This window comes from Microbacterium sp. MPKO10 (assembly GCF_026107415.2).
In the GTDB taxonomy this organism is placed as follows: Bacteria; Actinomycetota; Actinomycetes; order Actinomycetales; family Microbacteriaceae; genus Paramicrobacterium.
Window position 1 is genome coordinate 471,928 of record NZ_JAPCHX010000004.1, and the last position, 21,048, is coordinate 492,975.

Sequence of the window (21,048 nt, forward strand, 5' to 3'; positions counted from 1 at the left end):
TCACTTGTCTCCGTAGTAAACCCAGTAGCGAGAGCTCCAGAAGAAGAGTCCGCTGAAGATTGCGAGCACGGCCACGAGAAGCCACGCCATCGCCGAGGCGTACCCCATGTTCAACTGGGCGAATCCCTGTTGGTAGAGATAGAGCGTGTAGAACAACGTTGAGTTCACAGGCCCGCCCGTCCCACCGCTGATGACGTAAGCGGGTGTAAACGCCTGGAAGGCATTGATCGTGACCATCAGCGCGTTGAAGAAGATGATCGGCGTCAGCATGGGCAATGTGATGTTGAGAAAGCGACGCACTCGGCCCGCGCCATCGACGGCGGCTGCTTCATAGAGCTCAGCGGGAATTTGACGGAGACCTGCCAAGAAGATAATCATCGTCGACCCGAAGGCCCAGAGGGCGAGAACGACTAGGGTTCCCAACGCCGTGTCGGGGTTTCCAACCCAGCTCCCTGCCTCTATCCCGAAGTACGAGAGAATCTGATTGATGAGTCCATTGCCGCCGAAGATCTGTCGCCAGAGCGCAGCAATCGCAACGCTGGCTCCCATGAGCGACGGCAGATAGAAGAGCGCCCGGTAACCGGAGAGAAATGCGATCTTCGAGTTCAGAAGTGCCGCGATCATCAACGAAACGATGAGAATCAACGGCACACCGAAGATCACATACACGATCGTCACCCGTGTCGATACCCAGAATCTCTCGTCGCTCGTGAACATGGTGACAAAGTTCTGGAGTCCCACCCATTTGGGAGACGAGAGCAAGTTGTAGTCAGTGAACGAGAGGTACAGCGAGTAGAGCATCGGCCCGAGCGTCAGTCCGATCAGCCCAATGAGCCAGGGCGCGAGAAACACGAAGGCGACCGCCACTTCACGTTTGCGCCAATCGCGCTTGCGGGCTTTGGACCCGAGCACGCTCTGGATAGTCTCTGGAGACGACGTTTGCGTGTGAACGCTCATTCGGCTTCTCCTCTGAGTGCACGAGGGTGAGCGCTTTCAGCGTGACGCGCGTGGTCTTCAACCAATGCCGGAAGAATTTGCGACAGGGTTGCGGCGAAAGGAACGCTAATTCTCGCTTCGTGTGCGGCTCCGATGACTTCCCACAGATCCTTTGACCACGACCGAAGATGTCGTGGAACGCCCGATCGCTCATAGTCTGCGGCAACGCCGTCGAAGAATCCCCAGTTCCTTCCGACCCAGCTGTCACCTGTGGCCGTTGCAAGGAAATCGAGCAGATCACCATCGGCCACGCCATACGACTGCGTCAATGCCATCGCTTCGTGGAGCCCGGCGAGCGCTGAGAACATCACAAGCTGATTCGAGAGCTTCACCGCGCACGCGGCCGCCGGGTCTTCGATGTGAAATGTCTCCCGGCTCATCGCGTCGAAGAGCGGTGCAAGAAACTCTCTCGTCGAAGAATCGGCACCGGCAATCAAGCTCAGCTCTCCGCGCCGTGCCCTCTCTGCCCCGCCGCTCACGGGAGCCATGACACATCTGCTGCCCGCATTCTCTATCGCTTCGGAGAGCTCACGGGCACGTTCCGGGAGGATTGTGCTGTGAATGACCACGGGGGTGCCGCTCCTCAGATTGTGGAGTAAACCTCCGTTGAGCGATTCCCAGACGGCGATTTCATCGGGAACGACGAAGCACACGGCATCCGCCGCGTCAAGCGCTGAAGCGGCCACTGCACCAGCATCCTCGAGGTCGCGAACAGCCTCGGGGCGTGTGTCGTGCACCATGACGCGCCATCCCCTGTCGATCAGGTTCAGTGCCATTGGGCGCCCCAGGTTTCCCAGACCGACAATGCCAATGGTCGAGTCGGTGGTGAGGATCATTGCCCCTCCTCTTCGCTGAGTTTCTAACCGGATTCGTCGACTCTATTCGAGATATCGACTATTGTCTACAAGAAACAAGAAACAAAATTCAATAGTCTAAATTGCACCATTCCTTGATTTCCCGGAGTTGTGCATAAAGGCTATTGACAAAGAGAGGGTGGCAATGCCGAATATCGCCGAAGCGTCCGCGGTTCCTAGCGGAGGACTCAAAGCACCAAGTCTCGTCGCTCTTGCCGCCGAAGCAATACGGAAAAAGATCCTGGCGGGAGAGCTGGAGCCTGGGGAGAGACTACTTGAGGAGAAGCTGACTGACGATCTCATGATCAGCAGGCCTCCCCTGAGGGAAGCACTGCGTCTGCTGCAGAACGAAGGGCTCGTCCACACCGTTCCCCGTCGAGGAACATTTGTCTCGACTCTGGACGATGACGATGCCTACGAAATTCTCACGCTTCGCTCCACGCTTGAACGGATGGCGTTCGAGTTGGGGATTCCCGTCAAGAGGCCGGAGCTTCTCGACCCGGCTCGCGAGGCGATTGCCGAAATGGAGCGGTGCGCGAGCGAGCAGGATCGCGGAGCGCTCGTACAAGCGGGCTACGAGTTTCATTTCGCCCTCGTCAGAATTGCCGATCATAGACGTCTCGAAAGCATCTATGCCTCGGTTCAGCAGCAACTGCTGCTCTGCATGTCGCGAAATCTCCTTGCCCGGGAGCGGTATTTCGAAGACCTAGACCAGCACGTCGCGCGTCACCGTCACTTGCTTGAGCTCGTCGACTCGGGAGACACCGATGCTGCCCTGACAGAGCTTGCGGCACACGGTGAGCGCTCGTTCGCCACACAGGTGAACGGATCGCACTCGGAAGCAGAGGCCTAATAGAGTCCAGTATTTCCCCAAATGCCCGTCTTCATAGCGAGACAGCCGCTGGCCGTACCGGGCGAGAACGGTGTCGCACCGGTGTGGCAGCTGCCCACAGCATCCGGGATGTTCACCTGATTCTCACGGCACCATGCCTACGATGCGGTATGACGATGCGAATTCTGTTGACGGGCGCCAGCGGCATGATCGGCACGGCTGTGCGCATGCGGCTGCGCGACATGGGGCATGACGTTCGCCTGCTCGTCCGGCGGCCACCTCAGCACAACCTTGAGGCTCAGTGGGATCCCGCATCGGGCTCGGTTCCGGCCGCACAGATCGAGTGGGCGGATGCTGTGGTCTCACTCTCAGGCGCCAGCCTGTCGCGACTGCCCTGGACGGCCTCCTACCGCCAGACGATCGTCTCCAGCCGCATCGAGACGACACGCGTGCTGGCGGAGGCCATCGCGGCAGCAACGTCCCCTCCGACAGTCTGGGCGCAAGCGTCAGCCGTCGGATACTACGGGCGCGGCCCGGCGGATGGCCTGCTCGATGAGACTGCCCCGCGAGGCACCGGTTTTCTCGCCGACATGGTCGCGGCGTGGGAAGCCGCCACAGAGCCCGCTCGGGAGCACACACGTGTGGTGCTTCTGCGCACCGGGGTGGTGCTGGGCCCGAGCGGTGCGTTATCTCCCCTCGCTCTCGCCGCGCGGTTTGGGCTCACGCCCACGTTCGGGTCGGGTGCGCAACGCTGGCCGTGGGTGGCGCTCAGCGACGAGGCTCGCGCGATCGATCACCTGCTGGCGAGCGACGTCTCGGGACCGGTCAACATCGCCGCTCCCGCCCTCAACACGCAAGCAGACGTGGCGGATGCTGTCGCCCGACAGCTGCACACACCGAACTGGCTGCGGGTCCCTGCCGCCCCGCTGCGCCTCGCGCTCGGAGCCGCCGCCCGGGACATGCTGCTGGCCGACCAGCCGGTCCTCTCCCAGGTGCTCGAGGACTCCGGCTTCGAGTTTGAGATCGACACCATTGACGAGGCCATCGCCGCGGCGCGCGGGCTTCGATGGGCACCCAAACCGGCGTAACGTCGTGCCCTGGCTCTCAAGGCCCTGCCGGATTACCCCCGAGTCATGGAGGTAGTGAAATGCTCGCCAGCACGCGTAATCCTCAGCGGTAGAAGCTCACCACTACGGCGACGTGTGAAGACACGTGGTGGGGTATCCGCTTTCGAGATCTGGATACTGTTACGCAGGCACGACGTCAGCCGAGCGCCGTACGACCTTCGAACGCCCGCCCGAGCGTGACTTCATCTGCGTACTCGAGGTCACCGCCGACCGGGAGCCCCGACGCGAGCCGCGTGACGCGGATCTCGAGCGTCTTCAGCAGACGGCTCAGGTACGTCGCGGTCGCCTCACCCTCCAGGTTGGGGTCTGTTGCGACGATCACCTCGGTCACGCTGCTGTCGGCGAGCCGCTGCATGAGTTCGCGGATGCGCAGGTCGTCAGGCCCGATGCCGTCGATCGGACTGATCGCGCCGCCGAGCACGTGGTAGAGACCACGGAATTCGCGGGTCCGCTCGATCGCGACGACGTCTTTCGCCTCTTCGACAACGCAGATGAACGAGTGATCGCGGCGCGGATCACGGCAGATCGAGCACTGCTCTTGTTCGGCCACGTTTCCGCAGATCTCGCAGAAGTGCACCTTGTCGCGCACCTCGACAAGCAGCTCGGCGAGACGCGAGACGTCGAATGACTCAGTCTGCACGATGTGGAACGCAATGCGCTGCGCCGATTTCGGCCCGATGCCGGGGAGACGACCGAACTCGTCGATCAGCTCTTGAACGATTCCTTCATACATGGGCTAGTTGAACCTCTGCTGCTGAGATGTGTTTTCCTGCTCTTCGATGAAGGTGGCCCGGAGCACCTCGCGCACGACGGCTTCGCCGTAACGCGCGCGCTGCTGCTGCGGCTGTTGTTGCGGTGCGGCCTGGCTGACCGGTGCTGCGGATGCTGTTTCAGGCACGGGCGCGCCGGGCTGCGCCTGCGCCTCGGGGCGGGCGTGCGCCTCCGCGGGTGCTGGCGCCTCAACAGGAGGAGCTGCTCCCTCGGGACGGCCCGGAGCCTCTGCTGACGGTGGCGCGGGTTCGGCCACCGGAGCCGTGGTCTCGACGTTCGACGGACTGGCCGCGCCCGCGGTCTCGTCTTCGTCGTCTGCGGGGATCTGCACGACGCTCCACCCGGTGACGGGGGCCGCTGGCTCAGCAGCATCCGCCGTGTCTGCCGTCGATGCCGGTCGAGGCGATCCGGATGCTGGTGCACGGCCCTCGGTTGCAGTCGACGTGCGGTCACCCGCGGGAGCTGGGCGCTCGGTCGATGTCGCCGGGCCAGGGCGCCCGGTCGCGGGCACAGCGCTTTCCGTCGAGGACGCTCTGTTCGCTGTCGCAGGAGCAGGGCTCCCACCGGTCGGTGTCGCACTCTCGGGAGCACCCGTGCGAGGTGCACTACCGCCAGGCTGCGCGTCATTGGCAGGTCGTGCCTCGCTGCCGGCCTGTGTCACAGGAGCGGTCTGCCGCTCGGGTACCGGAGGCGCTGCGGCTACCGGCTCATCCGGCGGGGCAGCGTCTTCATACGGGTCGTACGGCGGCTCGTCGTCGGGTGCCCATTCGCTCTGCCCAACTGCACCAGAGGGCGCCTCAGCGGGAGGTGCTGCTGGCGCAGGCTCCTCGGGCTCGGCCACCGGAGTGTCTCCCGAGCCGGAGCTGCGCTGCTCGCGCGGCGAAGCCGGAGCAGCCGCCCCCGCAGCGGGTGCGGCACCTGCGGCGGGTCCGTCCACCTTCGCGATGTACTTCACGCGCAGGCCGAGCACGTCGAGTATGGCCGCGCGCAGATGCTCACTGGGGCCGTCTCCTCCAGCGAGCTTCTTGAACGATTCGACGTCTTTCAGGCTCGGGAAGACGAGCGTGAGGATGTCGTCGGTGAGGTCGCGCACGTCGGCGTTCATCACCAGCATCCACGTAGCGCGTTTGGTCTTCGCCACGATCTCGAGGATCTCGGGCCACGAATCCCGCATCAGCTGCAGCGTCACCGGTCCCGTCGGCTTCTGGCGCGGAGCCGCTTGTGCGGCAGGCGTAGCGCTCTCGGGGGCGGCCGTCTCAGCGGCAGGAGCACTCTGCCCGGCAGGTGCGCTCTGCCCCGTGGACGAACCGTTCCCGGCGGGTGCGCTCTGCTCGGTCGGGCGCTTCGGGGTCGCGGATGCTGCGAGCTGCTGCCCTGCAGATGTTGCGCCCTGGGCCGCGGACGCCGGTGCTGACGGTGCCGAAGCGGCCGCTGCAGGAGCCGACGCGCCAGCAGGAGCCGCCGTTGCGGGGGCGCCTGTGCCCGGCGACGCGGCGGCGGAAGCATCCGCGGGCATTCCCGCCCGGCGCTCGAGTCGCTCGACACGGGCGAGGGCGCCGCGCTCGGTCTCGTCAACGGCCGGCACGAGCATGCGGGCGATCATGAGCTCAAGGTGCAGCTTGGGTGATGTCGCACCGGTCATGTCCGTCAGCGCGGTGTTCGCGATGTCGGCGGTGCGCGACAGCTCGGCCTGACCGAACTTCGCGGCCTGCGCGATCATGCGCTCTAGCTCGTCTTCCGGCAGCCCACGCAGCACAGCACCAGCGTTGCCCTGCGCAGCATCCACGATGATGAGGTCGCGCAGACGCTCGAGCAGGTCGTCGACGAAGCGCCGGGGATCTTGACCGGTCTGAATCACACGGTCCACCGACTCAAACGCGCCCTTCGCGTCGGCCCGGCCGATCGCGTCGACGACGTCATCGAGCAATGCCGAATGCGTGTAGCCGAGCAGGGCGACCGCACGCTCGTAGCCGACCGTCGTGCCGTCGGATCCAGCCATGAGCTGGTCCAGGAGCGAAAGCGTGTCACGGGGCGATCCGCCGCCCGCGCGCACGACGAGCGGCAGCACGCCGGGCTCGACTTGCACGCCTTCCTCGTCGCACAGCCGCTGCGTGTACTCGAGCATCTGCGCGGGCGGCACAAGCCGGAACGGGTAGTGGTGCGTGCGCGACCGAATGGTGCCGATCACCTTGTCGGGCTCGGTCGTCGCGAAGATGAACTTGATGTGCGGCGGCGGCTCTTCCACGATCTTCAGCAGGGCGTTGAACCCCTGCGGCGTGACCATGTGCGCCTCGTCGAGGATGAAGATCTTGAAGCGATCACGCGCGGGCGCGAAGACGGCGCGCTCACGCAGATCGCGGGCGTCATCGACGCCGTTGTGGCTTGCCGCGTCGATCTCGACGACGTCAAGCGAACCTCCGCCGTCGCGGCTCAGCTCGACGCAGCTCGGGCAGGTGCCGCACGGGGTGTCGGTGGGGCCCTCAGCGCAGTTGAGGCAGCGCGCGAGAATGCGGGCAGACGTGGTCTTGCCGCAGCCGCGCGGGCCGCTGAACAAGTACGCGTGATTGACGCGGTCGGTGCGCAGCGCTGTGCGCAGCGGATCGGTCACCTGTGACTGACCGATCATCTCGGAGAACGTCTCGGGCCGGTAGCGGCGATACAGGGCGGTAACCACGAGTCAATCGTAGTGGTCGGCGCTGACAAACGGGTGGTCGTTCTCCACAGGCGCGGGCCTGAGAGACGAAGGCGGGCGGATGCTGTCAGCATCCGCCCGCTTCCGTCGCTCCCCTCGAAAGCACTAACGCTCGCGGCCCACACCGGCAGAGCCTCAGGTCCGCCGGCGCGTTCAGTTGCAGCCCGTCAGCTCAAGGTGTTGCAGGGCGTGCTTTTCCCGGAAAACCTATTCCGTCAGTAGTCGGTATGCCCCAGATCCAGTCCAGAGACAAAGCGGATCACGGGATCCGCAGCAGCATCCACTTCGAACACCGTGACCGTGTTCTCGCCCACCCGCAGCGACGATCCCGGCACATACAGCGTCCGCTGGGGACCGCGCCGCCAGTACCGCCCCAAGTTGAAGCCGTTCACCCAGGCAACACCCTTGCCCCAGCCGCTGAGGTCAAGAAAGAGGTCCCTGGGCTCGGTGATCTCGAAGCGGGCATGTGCCATCGCGGGGCCCGCCAGTGTCGTCCCCTCGAACAGAGCCGCCGATTCCGCCGCTCCGGGGATCGCGTGCGCGTCGATTGCTCGCAGCTCCCACCCGTCCACGGCAACGCCGTCGAGCGTTGCCGGTCCGATGAGCCCCTTGGCCTCGCCCAGCCTCTCGCCATAGTTCACACGGCCCTGGTCCTCGACCAGCAGCTCGAGCGTGCCCGCCTCGGCCGGCACCACCACGGCGTCATCGTGCTGGTCCCGGCTCAGCGTGCCGATTGGGCGCCCATTCCAGAACACACGCGCACGGTCGCGCACCTCCGCAAAAGCCAGCGTGCGCGGGCCCGAGCCTGCGGCAAGGGATGCTGTGTACAGCCCGAATCCGCGATCGTGACCCAGATCGTCGAACGTCGGCACGCCCTCGGCCGGAGCACCCCGCTGCGCAACAAGCGCGTCGCCCAGGGGAAGCAGCGGCGCCACACGCTCGACGCTGACGTCGAACACCGGGGCCGCGGATGCTGCCGCAGGAACGTCCGCGGGCACCGGCGCATACTTCGCGATCACGTCGCGGAACGCCCAGTACTTCTCGGTCCGGTTCCCCGCCTCATCGAGCGGGGCGTCGTAGTCGTAGCTGGTCACCGTCGGCTGGTACACGCCCTTGTCGTTTGCACCGTTCGTGAACCCGAAGTTGGTCCCGCCGTGGAACATGTACACGTTGACCGACGCGCCCGCAGCCAGCAGAGCGTCGAGCTCGTTCGCAGCATCCGGTGCCGACGTCGTGTGGTGATGGGCACCCCAATGGTCGAACCACCCGTTCCAGAACTCAGAGCACATCAGCGGCCCCGTCGGCTGGTGCTCGCGCAGCGTCTGGAGGCGCTCAGCCACTCGTGAGCCGAACGACCCCGTCTTGTGCAGCCCCGGAATACTGCCGTTCTCGAGCATCTGCGGCTCCGGCTGATCAACGGTCGTGAACGGGACAGTGATGCCGTGCGCTCGGGTCAGCGCCACGAGCTCGCGCAGGTATTCCGCATCGTCGCCATACGCGCCGTATTCGTTCTCGATCTGCACGAGAACGACCGGTCCGCCGTTGTCGATCTGATGTGCCGCGACGATCGGCAGAACGTGGTCGAAGTACGCGCTGACGTGGCCCATGTACTGCCTGTCGCTCGTGCGAATCCGGATGCTGTCATCACGCAGCAGCCACGCGGGAAGCCCCCCGTTGTCCCACTCGGCGCAGATGTACGGCCCCGGGCGGACGATCGCGTGCATGCCGGCGTCAGCGATCTCGGTCAGGAACCGGTCGAGGTCGAGCCCGCCGGTGAGGTCGAACTCGCCGGGCGTGGCAGCGTGCTGATTCCACGCGATGTAGGTCTCAATGGTGTTGAGGCCCATCTGGCGCGCTTTCTCGATTCGGTCGGCCCACTGATCGGGGTGGACACGGAAGTAATGCAACGCCCCGGACAGGATCTGCACGGGCTCGCCGTCGAGGACGAAATCGCGGTCGCCGATCTCAAAGCGGCTCATCAAAGGTTTCCTTTCAACCCGGGCCACGACTTCTCGGGCACACGGTGCGGGCCGGCGTCAGGGCGCCGGCCCGCGTCGAACATCAGAGTCAGCGACTCAGTCGGTGATGGTGAAGCCCTGTTCGGCTCCGTACTTCTCCTGCGCTTTCTGCCATGCCTTCAGTCCCTCGTTGAGGTCCGAGTGGTTGGCGTACGACTGCCCGACGGTGTCGGCGTAGATGCTGTTGGCGTAGACCTGGAACGGGGCGTACTGCCACCCCTCAACCACGTTGTCTGCCGCTTCAGACAGCACCTTGTTGATCTGCTGGCCGCCGAAGTAGTCGCTCTCGTAGTTCAGGAACTCGTCGCTCTGCAGGTCGGCCGTTGTGGAGGGGAAGCCTCCCATGTCGATCGAGATGCTCGTTCCGTCTTCTTCAGCGTTCATGAACTTCACGAATGCCGCGGCGACTGCCTTGTTGTCGGACTGCTCGAGCACAGCATCCCCCGAACCACCGTTCTCGGCCGTCGCGGTGTCGCCGGCTTCATACTGCGGCATCGGCGCGACGCGCCAGTCACCGGCTCCCTCCGGAGCCTGACCCTCAAGGTTGCCCGGCATCCAAGCACCGATGATCAGCGTGGCGATCGTGCCGTCGCTGAGCCCGCGGAACCACTCGTCGGTCCAGGAACCGGTCGGGGCGAGAAGGTCGTTCTCGACGAGCTCGTTCCAGGTGTCGGCCCACTTCTTCGAGCCCTCGTCCTGAAAGTTGATGCCGACGTTCGTTCCGTCAACGGAGTACGGGTGCCCGCCGGCCTGCCAGATCATGCTGGTCGTGAATCCCGCGTCGCCCGTGTCGCTCGTGATGTACGAGTTCGGGTCGGCCTCGTGGATCGTCTTGCCCGCGGCAATGTAGTCGTCCCAGGTCTCTGGGATCTCAATGCCGTACTTGTCGAAGACGTCCTTGCGGTAGAACATCGCCATGGGGCCGGAGTCCTGCGGCAGGCCGTAGAGCTTGCCGTCCATGCTCATCGAGTTCCAGGTTGATGCGGTGAACTTGTCTTCCAGGTCGCCGAAGCCGTATTGATTGAGATCGACGAGCGACTCGCTCAACACGAACTGCGGCAGCGCGTAATACTCGATCTGGGCAACATCCGGCGCGCCGGACCCTGCCTTGATCGCATTCTGCAGCTTGGTGTACTGGTCGTTTCCGGTGCCGACGTTCTCAACGTTCACCGTGATCTTGGGGTACTTCTCTTCAAAGGCTTCGGCGATCTTCTCGACCGCCGGCGCCCAGGCCCAGACGGTGATCGTCGATTCCTCCTGCAGTGCCGCCTCGATGTCGTCGGCGTTTCCGCGGCCTCCGGCGTCAGATGAGCAGCCGACGAGCGTCGCGCCGAGGGCGAAGGCGGCGGTGGCGAGTGCGATGGCTCGCTTGCCGCGTCGATGTGTGCTGTAAGACATCTCTGTCCTTTCGTGTGTTGGTGCTGTGGTGGGGTTGGAACGTCGTGGTCAGGGCTGGGTGCTACTTGACGCTTCCTGTGGTGAGACCTGATTGCCAGTAGCGCTGCATGAACAGGAAGGCGATGACGATAGGAACAATCGTGAGCAGTGAACCGGTGATGACGAGGTTGTAGATGGCCTCGCCGCCGGCGGTGCTCGCCTGCGCGTTCCACTGGTTGAGGCCGACGGTGAGCGGATACCACGTCGACTCGCTCAGCATGATCAGCGGAAGGAAATAGTTGTTCCAGGTGGCGACCATGGTGAAGAGCAGCACGGTGATGAACCCGGGAGCGAGCAGGCGCATGCTGATCGTGAAGAACGTGCGCATCTCCCCCGCCCCGTCAACGCGCGCGGCCTCAAGGATCTCCGTGGGGATCGCCTCGGACGCATAGGTCCACACCAGGTACAGGCCGAAGGGGCTGATCAGCGACGGGATGATGATCGACCAGCCGGTGTTGGTCAGGCCCATCTCGCTGAACATGAGGAACGTGGGAACAGCGAGCGCTGTTCCCGGCACCGCGACGGCACCCAGGATTACCGCGAACACACCCTTGCGGCCTGGGAAGTCGAATTTGGCGAGACCGTATCCCGCGAGGGTGGCGAGGAATGTGGCACCGCCAGCACCGACGACGACATAGAGCACGGTGTTGCCAAGCCACCGGACGAACTCACCGTCGTGGTACGTCAGCACCTGGGCAATGTTGTCGAACAGTGCGAAGTCGCCGCTGAACCAGAGGCCGAATGACGAGAACAGGCTCTCTTGCGTCTTCGACGAGTTGACGATGAGCCAGAACAGCGGAAGCAACGAGTACACGAGCATGACGCACATGATGATCGTCAGCCAGATCGACTTGCGCCCCCGGCTGGTCGTCGATCGAGCGAATCGGGGTCGCCCCTGGGTCGGTCGTGTCGAGGCGGCGGTGGCCTGAACGGTGGAAGCGCTCATCGTCAGGCGTCCTTTCTCGAGCCAGAGAGCTGCACCACGTAGGCGATGATCATCGTCGCCAGCCCCATGATGATCGCGATCGCGGCGGAGTAGTTGTACTGCTGCCCGGCAAACGACAGGTTGTACGCGTACATGTTCGGTGTGAAGTATGAGCTGATCGCGTTGGGGGCGATCGTCTGCAGGATGTTGGGCTCGTTGAAGAGCTGGAAGCTGCCGATGATCGAGAAGATCGTCGCGATGACGACGGCTCCCTTAATAGAGGGAAGCTTGATGCTGCGGATGACGCGGAATGCACCCGCTCCGTCGAGCTCTGCCGCCTCGTACAGCTCGGTGGGGATCACACGGAGAGCGGCGTAGAAGATCAGCATGTTGTAGCCCACGAACTCCCACGTCACGATGTTGCCGATGGCGAGGAGGATCCAGCTGTTCGAGAGAGGGTCAGGGATGCTGATGCCGAACGCATCGTTGATGTTGCCGACGAGCCCGAAGCGATCACCGTAGATGAATCCCCACATCAGCGTCGCGACGACCGCGGGAACCGCGTAGGGCAGGAAGATCGAGATGCGGAAAACTCCCGAGAAGTGCAGGCGGGCGCTGTCGATCGCCATGGCCGCCGCGAGGGCAAGCACGAGCATGATCGGAACCTGCACGACGAGGAAGAGCGTGACGCGCCCCAGGGCATCCCAGAACTTCGGGTCGCCGAGAGCCTGAGCGTAATTGTCGAACCAGACGAACGAATTGCCTCCGACAAGCTGGTCCTGGAAGAAGCTCAGGTAGATCGAGTAGATCACCGGGGCGATGAACACGAGGGCGAAAACGATCATGAACGGGCCGACGAAGGTCCAGCCTGTCCAGTCACGGCGATCGCGTCGCACCGGCCGTGTGCTCAGTGTCTGCGCTGACGTCATGGGAACTTTCGTGTGAGGCGGTGAATGTTTACGTAAACACGTGAATAACACAAGATGCATGTTTACGTAAACATGGGGGATGAAAAGAGGATACGCTGAGATCTCAGCATCCGTCAACCAGCTCAATCGATCGGATACGCTGAGCGTCGGAGAGAAGGCGACAATGGGCGAAACCACCACGGCAGACACGGGGCAGAACACCGTCAGACGGAACGTCTCGATGGCCGATGTGGCGCAGCATGCCGGTGTGTCATCGCAGACGGTCTCTCGCGTCTCGAACGGGATGCCCAATGTTGACGAAGCAACCCGGGAGCGCGTCGTGGCATCCATGCGCGCACTGGGTTACCGGCCGAATCGTGCGGCCCGGTCGCTGAAGACGGGGCAATTCAAATCCATCGGCGTCATCATGTTCACGCTGTCGACGTTTGGGAACATGCGCACGCTCGATGCGATCGCCATGGCCAGCGCGGCGGCCGGCTACACGCTGACGCTGATGCCCGTGCCGCACCCGACGCAGGGCAGTATTTCTGGGGCGTTCTCCAGGCTGAACGAGCAGGCGGTGGACGGCATCGTCATCATCTTCGAGGCACATGTGCTCGATGACGCTGACTTCGCACTCCCCCGCGGAGTCCCCGTTGTGATCATCGATTCGGATGCTGGTGACGCGTACACGGTCGTCGATGCCGACCAAGCGCTCGGCGCGCGACTCGCCACCGAGCACTTGCTCGAGCTCGGGCACACGAACGTCTTCCATGTGGCAGGGCCAACGGCGTCGTTCTCGGCCATGCGGAGGCTCGAAGCGTGGCGGTCAACGCTTGCTGGCGCGGGCATCACGGCGCCGACGCCGCTGCACGGTGACTGGTCGGCGGAGTCTGGTTATGCGCATGGGCTTGAGCTGGCCAAGAACCCAGAGGTGACGGCGATCTTCGCCGCGAATGACCAGATGGCGCTCGGCATTATGCGTGCGCTGCACCAGAGTGGGCGCGAAGTGCCCGGTGACATGAGCGTCGTCGGCTTCGATGACACCGACGAAGCAGGCTCGTTCTGGCCGCCACTCACGACGGTGCATCAGGACTTCTCTGAGGTCGGGCGTCTCTGCATCGAGAAGCTGCTCGGTGAGATCGAGGGCACGCATGAGAGGCCCGGCACCACGATCGTGCCGACGCGTCTCGTTGTGCGCGACAGCACCGGCCCATACGCCGGATAGTTCTGCCAACGCGGCGAGTTACGCCGTTGCGCCGAGCCAATTGCGGCACGGAGAAATACGTACCCCCAGTTCACGTGGTATTTCGCTGATTCTTCTATCGCAGCATCCGGGGCATGCCTATGGTTACCTCAACGCGGCGAGGGGCCGTGGTTCAAGATTCATGAGGGGAATCTGACATGTCACAGTCAACAGACGCAACCGGCACGACCCGGCGCCGCTTTACCAAGATCAGGGCGATTCTCGCCGGCGGTCTCGTCCTCGGCGTCGGGGCGGCCATCACACTCGCCGTCTGGAACGACTCTGAGTTCGCAACAGGCCAGTTTGCCGCAGGAAATTTCGGCATTGAAGGCTCCGCTGATGGCAACACATTTTCTGATCACGCAGACGAAGCAAACGCCGCATCGCTGAACTTCCAGGTCGACGCAGACGCGCTGTCACCAGACGACAGCGTGTACGCCGGATTCGCTGTGCAGCTCGTCGCCGGTTCGGACTACGCGGCGAATGTGACCATCTCGCAAGACGACAGCGCTGCGCCAGCGGGGACCACCACGAGCTATGTCTACACGACAACGGCAACCTGTAATGCGACAGCGTTCGCGTCAGGAACGGACACAGATGTGAGTATGTTCGCGCTCTCTGCACCGACGACGCCCACGTACGTGTGTTTTCAGGTGACCGCGGATGATTCCCTTGAGCAGGGAGCCACGGGGAACATCACCTGGACGTTCGCCGCTGAGTCGACAACAACACTGTAGGAGTACTCATGGGTCGCCACAGCGCGACAACCGTCGCCTCTGACACACACGGACGCCCGGCGGGATGGTTCACGAGACTTCGTGCCGTCCTCGCTGGAGCGCTCGTTCTCGGGGTCGGTGCCGCCGTCACAGTTGCCGCCTGGAACGACTCCGAGCTCGCCACAGGGTCGTTCACTGCGAGTACGTTCGAAATTGTCGGCTCCACTGACGGGGCACAATTCAACGAGCACCCGGATGCCGCGAACGCCGCCGCTCTGAGCTTAACTGCGCCCTTTGACGCAATGTCACCGGGAACGACCGTATACGCACGCTTCGTCGTGAAAACGACGGATGCTTCGACGGTCGGCGGCACAGTCTCATTGGCTGCTACAGCGAGCAACTCGGACGGTTTGGGCTTCTGGCTTCGTTATGGCGTTCGGATCCTGCCGGAAGGCGCGGCCTGCACCAGCTCGACATTTGACGCCAGCACGTCAGTCGTCGTGCCTTCAGACAGCACGATGACCGTCGACGGCACCGGCACAGCTTCGGTTGCGGAGTCCGGCACCGACACCGCGAATTACTGCTTCGCCATCGCCCTGCCATCGGGCACTCCGAACGAGGCACAGGGAACGGCCGTCAATGCGCAGTGGACATTCACCGCAGAATCCAACGATCAGCCGGAGGAATCACCATAGCCACGACACCACGACGACTCAGCAGCATCCTGGGTGGGATGCTGCTCAACGTCGCTGCTGTCGCCGGTCTCATCTGCATCGTCCTGGTCGTCTTGAGCGTGGTGTTCCACATCTCGCTCATCATGTTCAAGACCGGATCGATGACGCCTACGATCCCTCAGGGGTCGGTAGCCGTCGTTCGTGAGGTGCCCGCCTCGCACATTGCTGTCGGTGACATCGTCACGGTTGATCGCGACGGCCAATTGCCCATCACCCACCGGGTCACATCTGTTGAGGGTTCGGGATCTGCCCGCACGATCACGATGAAAGGCGACGCGAACGACTACCCAGACCCAGCGCCCTACACGGTGACGCATGTGCGGACCGTCCTGTGGTCTATTCCCGCGCTGGCCAATGTAATCGTGTGGATGTCGAATCCCCTCGTGCTCGGTGGGCTGACAATCGGGGCATCAGTGCTGGTGACATGGGCTTTCTGGCCGCGGGGTGAGGCGAAGCCGAGACGGTCGACGCGATCGAGATCTGGGCGCCATGCCCACATGACCGCAATCGCGGTGACAGTGCTCGTTGGCGGGCTCGGGCTTGCGGTCGGTCCGACATCTGCCGCACACGCCGATCAGAAACGCGTGACGCACGGCGAATACATCACGCTCACGACGATCGGGGACGACGAGGCCATGACATCGCTCTCCCCAGGCGTTCCGGTCACCTGGCAGATCGGCGTGGACGTGAATGCGCCAAGCGCCGGCGATGCCATCATCGACCTCACAACGCACGGCGACCTCAATCTTGATGTGTCAATTCGGGCATGCACATTCCAATGGGTCGAATCAACCTGCCCCGGCAACGAGGTGAGCGTCGCGGATGTTGGTGAGTTCACCGGAGATCAGACGGGCGTTGAGCTTCTCGCCATGCCCACAAGCGAACAGCGCTGGCTGCTGTTCACCGTGACACTGCCCGCCGACGCACACGGCACGATGACCGCTGATGTCCGCGTCAAGGCGAACGGTGAGACGGTCAGCGACAGCACTGAGGCATCGACACTGCCACGCACCGGAACGAATATATGGCTGGCCATCGGCCTCGCGATCGGCGCCATCTTGATCGGGCTGCTGATTGCGGGAATTGCGGCACAAGGGCGGCGATCGTCATGAGTGGACGTCATGTGAAGCTACCCGTAGCTCGGTTCCGAAGCGGTCGACTCGTCGCGGGGTTACTCTTCGTGCTCGTCGCGTTAGCGCTCTTTCTGCCAGCACCCCAGGAAACCGAGGCGTCGTGGACAGACAGCGAATCAGTGGCGGCGAGGTTCACGGCAGCAGTAGTTCCAGCTCCCGTGATCCAGTCCTGCTCGGCGGGCTCACTTCTCAATAAATCCATCACCGTGAAGTGGACGATGCCGCCCAGCTCCGGTTACGGACCAAGCCAGGTCTCGACGTCGGGCGGCAAAGACCTCCTGAGCCTTGGGATCGGCGTCGGGCTCCTCGCCGGAGGCTCGACGTCGGGTCCCGACGGCACAGGCGTCTACACGACGCAGTATTCCCAAGGACTCTTGAGCGGGCTACTTGGACTCGGCGGTCCCTTCTACCTGGGAATCTATGGGACAACGGCATCCGGTTGGGACTCGCCGCTGTCAGTGGTGAAAGCAACGCCAGCGCTTCTTGGGCTCACATCAAAATGTGAGCTCGTCAGCGGCTCCTGAACCAATTTATGCTCAGACACTGCGATGCGGATATTCGTTGACAAGTTTCCCTATAGCGCTGTTCGATTATGTAAGAGGCACCGGTGCGCACTACCGCGCGATGCCCTGCGGTCCCCGAGGGAGCCTACCCAGCGAGACCACGGCGTAGCCTGGAAGCATGGTCGCAACACACGAATCTCGGGCGAGTGTGCTCACACGTATCGCGGAGCAGATCCTCCACAACAACCCGCGCGGGCGGCGGCTCGTCGCTGTCGAGGGCGCAACGCCCGCGACAGCATCCGCATTCGCCGACGACCTCGCCGAGACCCTGCGCGACCGCAACCAAACGGTGGTACGGCGCTCACTCGGCTCAGTTGACGAAGAAGCGCTACGAACCGAGATCGTCGACCCGTTTCGCATGGGAGCCCTCGAAGACACGGATGCTGACACGCTGCTGCTCCTCGACGGGGAGCGACTGCTCAACGCCGACGTGATCGGTATTTGGCACTACACGGTATGGACGTTCGAGGGAGACGAGCTGCCGCACGGTAAAGCGAACTTCATCGTCAACGCGACCGATCCGGAGTTTCCGCAGGAGCACTACTACGACCTGTGCAAACTACCGCCGACATTCGGAGAGCGCGCCTGACGGCTCCGACGGTCATTCGCCGACCACGTCGTTTCGTCTACGGGACAAGACCCGATCAACCAGCATGTGGAGCAAGCGAAGGCATGTCACGACCAAAGACTTCTCGTAACGCATGCCTGGCTGCGTGATAACCGCCCATTCCATGTACGCCGGGCCCGGGAACTGTCGATGCCGAGCAAAGATAGATACCCACCCCTGCCCGCCACGGATTGTTTGAAAGAACTGGCCTGGCGAGTAGTTGCCGCAGGCTGATCGCTCCTCCCGCAAAATCGCCGCCAACCATGGCAGCATCGCCAGCCGCAATCTCGTTTGCTGGGGTCGCGAGACTTCTGACGACAATGTCTCGAAAGCCCGGAGCATACTGCTCGATTCGCCCGACGATGGTCTCAGTCATGTCGCGATCCGAACCGGCAGGAACATGTGTGTACGTCCACAGGGTGTGACGGCCTGCGGGAGCACGAGACGGGTCGTGGGTCGTCGGTTGCGAGACAAGAACATAGGGATTCTGCGGGTATTGCCCACGTGCGATGACATTCTCGGCCCCGGCGACCTCATTCCAAGTTCCTCCCAGGTGCACGGTTCCTGCTCGGTGAAGATCCGCATTCGCCCAGGGCACTGGCTCCGACAGTTCAAAATCAACTTTCGACGCGGCATTCCCGTGTGCGAACCGCCGCAAAGCCCTCGCGTACGACGGGGCCAACCGCTCTCCCGCAATTCCGGCCAGCTGAGCGGGATCGGTGTCAAAAAGGACGACGCGTGATTGTCGCAATTCCTCAATCCGTGCGATTGGATGCCCCGTCTCTATACGGGCACCATGGGATCGGGCGTCCGATGCCAACGCGTCTGTGATCGCTTGTGTGCCGCCACGAGGAATGGGCCAGCCCGTCGATTGAGCAAGCGTAGCGAGAACAAGACCAGGTGCCGTGGCAGCCATCGATGGCATCCGTGAGACGGAGTGGGCGATGACCCCCGCGAGAAGTGCCGGCGCGGCATCGTGTGCGAACATCGATGAATGAAGGAACGTGCCAGCTCGGAGCACGCGCGTCGCGAAGGCAGGAAACACAAGCGGATGCTGAGGAATCGGCAGCATCGCTGACAGTGCGAACTCTGTCAGTTTCTCCCCTCGTGCGACAAGCGGCTCAAAGAGACGACGCCACGCGTTGCCGTCCGCACCAAGCGCATCGGCGGTCCGTTCAAGATCGCGCCACGCAATCGCAGCTCGCTCGCCACCGAGAGCATGCCCATACGACACCTCCGGGGTGACAAACGGGATCCGGTCCGCAAGTGCGAAGGCTCGGAAGAACGGGGAAGCGAGCGCCATTGGGTGCACTGCGGAGCCCCAATCATGGCGAAAGCCCGCAGAAATCTCCCGTGTCCGTGCACCTCCCCCGATCGAGTCATTGGCTTCAAAGACGGTAACCTCGAGCCCAGCCCGAGCAAGTATCACCGCGGCTGCGAGACCGTTCGGCCCGGCTCCGACGATCGACGCATCCGTCATGGACGTTTACGCATCGACACGCTCGTCGGTCTGTGCCTCCTGCAGCGGGTCGAGCGGCCGCTCCCCTGAGGCCTCAACCGGCGAAGCTTCCTCCCGCGTAGTGGTAATGAATTCGGCGGGTATCTTCTGCGTACTCAATACTGCCCACGTCAACCGAACAAGTCGGCTCGACCATGTGATAGCCCTGCGCCATGACGAGTCTCGAACAAACAGCAAATCAAGAGCGATCATCGCCAGCGAGAACGGCCAGAGTCCGAGTAGAAGGCCGATACTGAGGTGCATTCCCATAATCAAAACGAGAGCCAGGTAACGTGTCGGGCGCCACAGAAGCATCAGCGGGAATAGAAGTTGAACGTAGATAGAGACCCACGATGCGATGAAGACAATCGGCGTTATCTGCCAAACGAGGTCGCTGAGAAGAGGGAAGCCTCGGAATTCATCGATGACCAACGAGTAGTAAACGGCACTCCCGTTGCGCCACTCGTCGCCAAGAAGCTTGTAAATCCCAGAATTCACGTACACGAGGATGATCTGATAGCAGCACAACATAAGCGCCGTGTTGTGCAAGCCGCTTCCGAGCCAGGCGGGGATGGCGAGCCGGCCACGCAGCACTGGCTTTGGAGCCCCTCGCTTCGAGGCGAGCCAGGCGTCGAGGGACCATTTCTGGCTCAAGTCAGCAAACATCAGGAACACGAGTGTGATGCGCATGATGGTGTCGCCACCGTTGGTCAGCAGCATGCTGTTGGATTGCAACCCAACCCAGAACAGAAGAAGGAGCGGAGTCACCCACTTTGTTCTCCAGCCAATGATGAAGATGAGCACGAGCATAATGAGAACGCCGTAAGCGACATCGAAAAGAAAAGCGTTGTCTTTCGAGAAGAGAACACGGAAAATTTCCCACCAGCCACGACGCTTTGCTTCGGGCTCAACCCAACCAGATGCGACACCCCACAGATAGTGGCGATCGGGAAGACTCGGAAGAAGGAAGATCAGCATCCCCGCTCCGTACACGATTCGCAGCAGGGCGAAACTGTATGTCGAGTGCTTCTCGGTTGTCACCCAACCCGCGAAACGCAGAACCACCGATCGACGCCCAGGTTTCGCGGTTCTCGTGCCAGAGGCTGCAGCCGCTTTCTTGAGCCGTTGTGCTTTACTCATGAGCGATGTCCGTACCTTTCGATCAGGTCGCGGAATTCGTCGATAATCTCGGGGTCGGTGTTTGCAATAGATTGCCGCCATCCAAATACGATGTCGGGAATGTCGAACTGCGCGTTCTCGTCAAACCGATGCTCAAAGTCATTCGCCCGTGTTCGTTCGACTTTCCAACGCACCCGTTCAATGTCTTCACCGTAATACGCGGTTGCGAACTGGGTGACGTATCGCATGAGCATGTAGTCATATCGCATGAAGCGCACGACATCGGAGCTGTTCTCACCATATGATTCCAGCTCTCCAACGATTTCCTCATCGGGAATGCGATCATATCCGTCACCCTCAACTTGAATGAACGTATCGCGCACCCGGTCGCGTTGCTCGTCGTTGAGATCGTTATAACGCCCGACGTACGTGGAGACAGCGTTCCACGTCTGCTTCTGGGAGCGGGAAGGAGTGAGGTTGCCTGTCACAGTCGCCTGTTCGATATCAGTGATGTTCACCCATCCTGACTTTTCAAGCTCGCCGTCTTCGTTATACCACGCCGCTTGAAATGAAAGATCAGAATTGACTTTCATAATGTTCGGGGCAAACACACGCCAAGACTGTGAAAAATACGGGCTCAGCGCGGAGCTGACCGCGGAGCGAAGCGGGTTTTGCGGAATTACGATAATCAAGCTCACAACAACGTAAATCGCAACAATGACGGCTGCGATAATCGCCATCGACTTACTCTGACGTGGCGTTGCCTTCATGAGACCTCCGGGACTTCGAACGAGAGACTATCTGCATATACGGCCGCCGTGCTCTTGCCACGTCGATGCAGACAAAAGTGAGCCGTGCTTCGGACGCGAGCA

General features: G+C 62.5%; 19 protein-coding genes. 8 read left to right on the forward strand and 11 right to left on the reverse strand.

The window, feature by feature from the left end:
- Together OK352_RS10400 and OK352_RS10405 are read right to left on the reverse strand one after the other, a co-directional pair.
- On the reverse strand, positions 1 to 957 hold the full coding sequence (locus tag OK352_RS10400; protein WP_265141406.1) for a carbohydrate ABC transporter permease: 957 nt from the start codon (positions 955 to 957) through the stop codon (positions 1 to 3).
- On the reverse strand, positions 954 to 1,832 hold the full coding sequence (locus OK352_RS10405; protein ID WP_265141407.1) for an NAD(P)-dependent oxidoreductase: 879 nt from the start codon (positions 1,830 to 1,832) through the stop codon (positions 954 to 956). The genes OK352_RS10400 and OK352_RS10405 overlap by 4 nt, the downstream gene beginning before the upstream one ends.
- A 163-nt stretch (positions 1,833 to 1,995) precedes the next feature.
- On the opposite strand from OK352_RS10405, the gene OK352_RS10410 reads away from it, so the two are divergent.
- Positions 1,996 to 2,703 carry a GntR family transcriptional regulator gene (locus OK352_RS10410; RefSeq protein ID WP_265141525.1) on the forward strand — a complete coding sequence of 236 codons (708 nt, stop codon included), beginning with the start codon at positions 1,996 to 1,998 and terminating at the stop codon, positions 2,701 to 2,703.
- A 149-nt stretch (positions 2,704 to 2,852) separates the two neighbouring features.
- On the forward strand, positions 2,853 to 3,770 hold the full coding sequence (locus OK352_RS10415; protein WP_265141408.1) for a TIGR01777 family oxidoreductase: 918 nt from the start codon (positions 2,853 to 2,855) through the stop codon (positions 3,768 to 3,770).
- A gap of 175 nt (positions 3,771 to 3,945) precedes the next feature.
- Here OK352_RS10415 and recR read toward each other — a convergent pair whose 3' ends face one another.
- The 6 genes from recR to OK352_RS10445 all read right to left on the reverse strand — a co-directional run bounded on the left by recR (position 3,946) and on the right by OK352_RS10445 (position 12,581).
- Positions 3,946 to 4,542 carry a recombination mediator RecR gene (gene recR, locus OK352_RS10420; RefSeq protein ID WP_265141409.1) on the reverse strand — a complete coding sequence of 199 codons (597 nt, stop codon included), beginning with the start codon at positions 4,540 to 4,542 and terminating at the stop codon, positions 3,946 to 3,948.
- 3 nt (positions 4,543 to 4,545) lie between these two features.
- Complete coding sequence (locus tag OK352_RS10425) at positions 4,546 to 7,254, reverse strand: DNA polymerase III subunit gamma and tau (RefSeq protein ID WP_265141410.1); 2,709 nt, start codon at positions 7,252 to 7,254, stop codon at positions 4,546 to 4,548.
- 233 nt (positions 7,255 to 7,487) lie between these two features.
- A complete protein-coding gene (locus tag OK352_RS10430; protein WP_265141411.1) occupies positions 7,488 to 9,251 on the reverse strand; it encodes a glycoside hydrolase family 35 protein in 1,764 nt (587 codons plus the stop codon).
- Positions 9,252 to 9,347: 96 nt separating this feature from the next.
- Entirely contained in the window at positions 9,348 to 10,688 is a 1,341-nt protein-coding gene (locus tag OK352_RS10435) for an ABC transporter substrate-binding protein (protein ID WP_265141412.1), read from the reverse strand.
- 61 nt (positions 10,689 to 10,749) lie between these two features.
- Complete coding sequence (locus OK352_RS10440) at positions 10,750 to 11,673, reverse strand: carbohydrate ABC transporter permease (protein ID WP_372338094.1); 924 nt, start codon at positions 11,671 to 11,673, stop codon at positions 10,750 to 10,752.
- Between the two features lie 2 nt (positions 11,674 to 11,675).
- Positions 11,676 to 12,581, reverse strand: a complete 906-nt coding sequence (locus tag OK352_RS10445; protein WP_265141413.1) for a carbohydrate ABC transporter permease — start codon at positions 12,579 to 12,581, stop codon at positions 11,676 to 11,678.
- 79 nt (positions 12,582 to 12,660) lie between these two features.
- Here OK352_RS10445 and OK352_RS10450 point away from each other — a divergent pair, with 79 nt between their 5' ends.
- The 6 genes from OK352_RS10450 (at position 12,661) to OK352_RS10475 (ending at position 17,541) form a co-directional block, all read left to right on the forward strand.
- Positions 12,661 to 13,788 carry a LacI family DNA-binding transcriptional regulator gene (locus OK352_RS10450; RefSeq protein ID WP_306387789.1) on the forward strand — a complete coding sequence of 376 codons (1,128 nt, stop codon included), beginning with the start codon at positions 12,661 to 12,663 and terminating at the stop codon, positions 13,786 to 13,788.
- 176 nt (positions 13,789 to 13,964) lie between these two features.
- Positions 13,965 to 14,543 carry a SipW-dependent-type signal peptide-containing protein gene (locus tag OK352_RS10455; protein WP_265141414.1) on the forward strand — a complete coding sequence of 193 codons (579 nt, stop codon included), beginning with the start codon at positions 13,965 to 13,967 and terminating at the stop codon, positions 14,541 to 14,543.
- Positions 14,544 to 14,551: 8 nt separating this feature from the next.
- A complete protein-coding gene (locus tag OK352_RS10460) occupies positions 14,552 to 15,217 on the forward strand; it encodes a SipW-dependent-type signal peptide-containing protein (protein WP_265141415.1) in 666 nt (221 codons plus the stop codon).
- Between the two features lie 38 nt (positions 15,218 to 15,255).
- Positions 15,256 to 16,368 (forward strand): signal peptidase I, encoded by a 1,113-nt coding sequence (locus tag OK352_RS10465; protein ID WP_265141416.1) that lies wholly within the window; start codon positions 15,256 to 15,258, stop codon positions 16,366 to 16,368.
- A gap of 11 nt (positions 16,369 to 16,379) precedes the next feature.
- Positions 16,380 to 16,913, forward strand: coding sequence for a hypothetical protein (locus OK352_RS10470; RefSeq protein ID WP_265141417.1), 534 nt, complete (start codon positions 16,380 to 16,382; stop codon positions 16,911 to 16,913).
- Between the two features lie 157 nt (positions 16,914 to 17,070).
- Positions 17,071 to 17,541, forward strand: a complete 471-nt coding sequence (locus tag OK352_RS10475) for a nucleoside/nucleotide kinase family protein (protein WP_265141418.1) — start codon at positions 17,071 to 17,073, stop codon at positions 17,539 to 17,541.
- Positions 17,542 to 17,596: 55 nt separating this feature from the next.
- Here OK352_RS10475 and OK352_RS10480 read toward each other — a convergent pair whose 3' ends face one another.
- The 3 genes from OK352_RS10480 to OK352_RS10490 are packed head-to-tail and all read right to left on the reverse strand — an operon-like array spanning position 17,597 to position 20,916.
- Positions 17,597 to 19,039: a phytoene desaturase family protein gene (locus OK352_RS10480; protein ID WP_265141419.1), complete on the reverse strand. Its 1,443-nt coding sequence runs from the start codon at positions 19,037 to 19,039 to the stop codon at positions 17,597 to 17,599.
- Between the two features lie 6 nt (positions 19,040 to 19,045).
- Complete coding sequence (locus OK352_RS10485) at positions 19,046 to 20,278, reverse strand: HTTM domain-containing protein (RefSeq protein WP_372338095.1); 1,233 nt, start codon at positions 20,276 to 20,278, stop codon at positions 19,046 to 19,048.
- On the reverse strand, positions 20,194 to 20,916 hold the full coding sequence (locus OK352_RS10490; protein ID WP_265141421.1) for a DUF5819 family protein: 723 nt from the start codon (positions 20,914 to 20,916) through the stop codon (positions 20,194 to 20,196). The genes OK352_RS10485 and OK352_RS10490 overlap by 85 nt, the downstream gene beginning before the upstream one ends.
- Between the last annotated feature and the right edge of the window lie 132 nt (positions 20,917 to 21,048).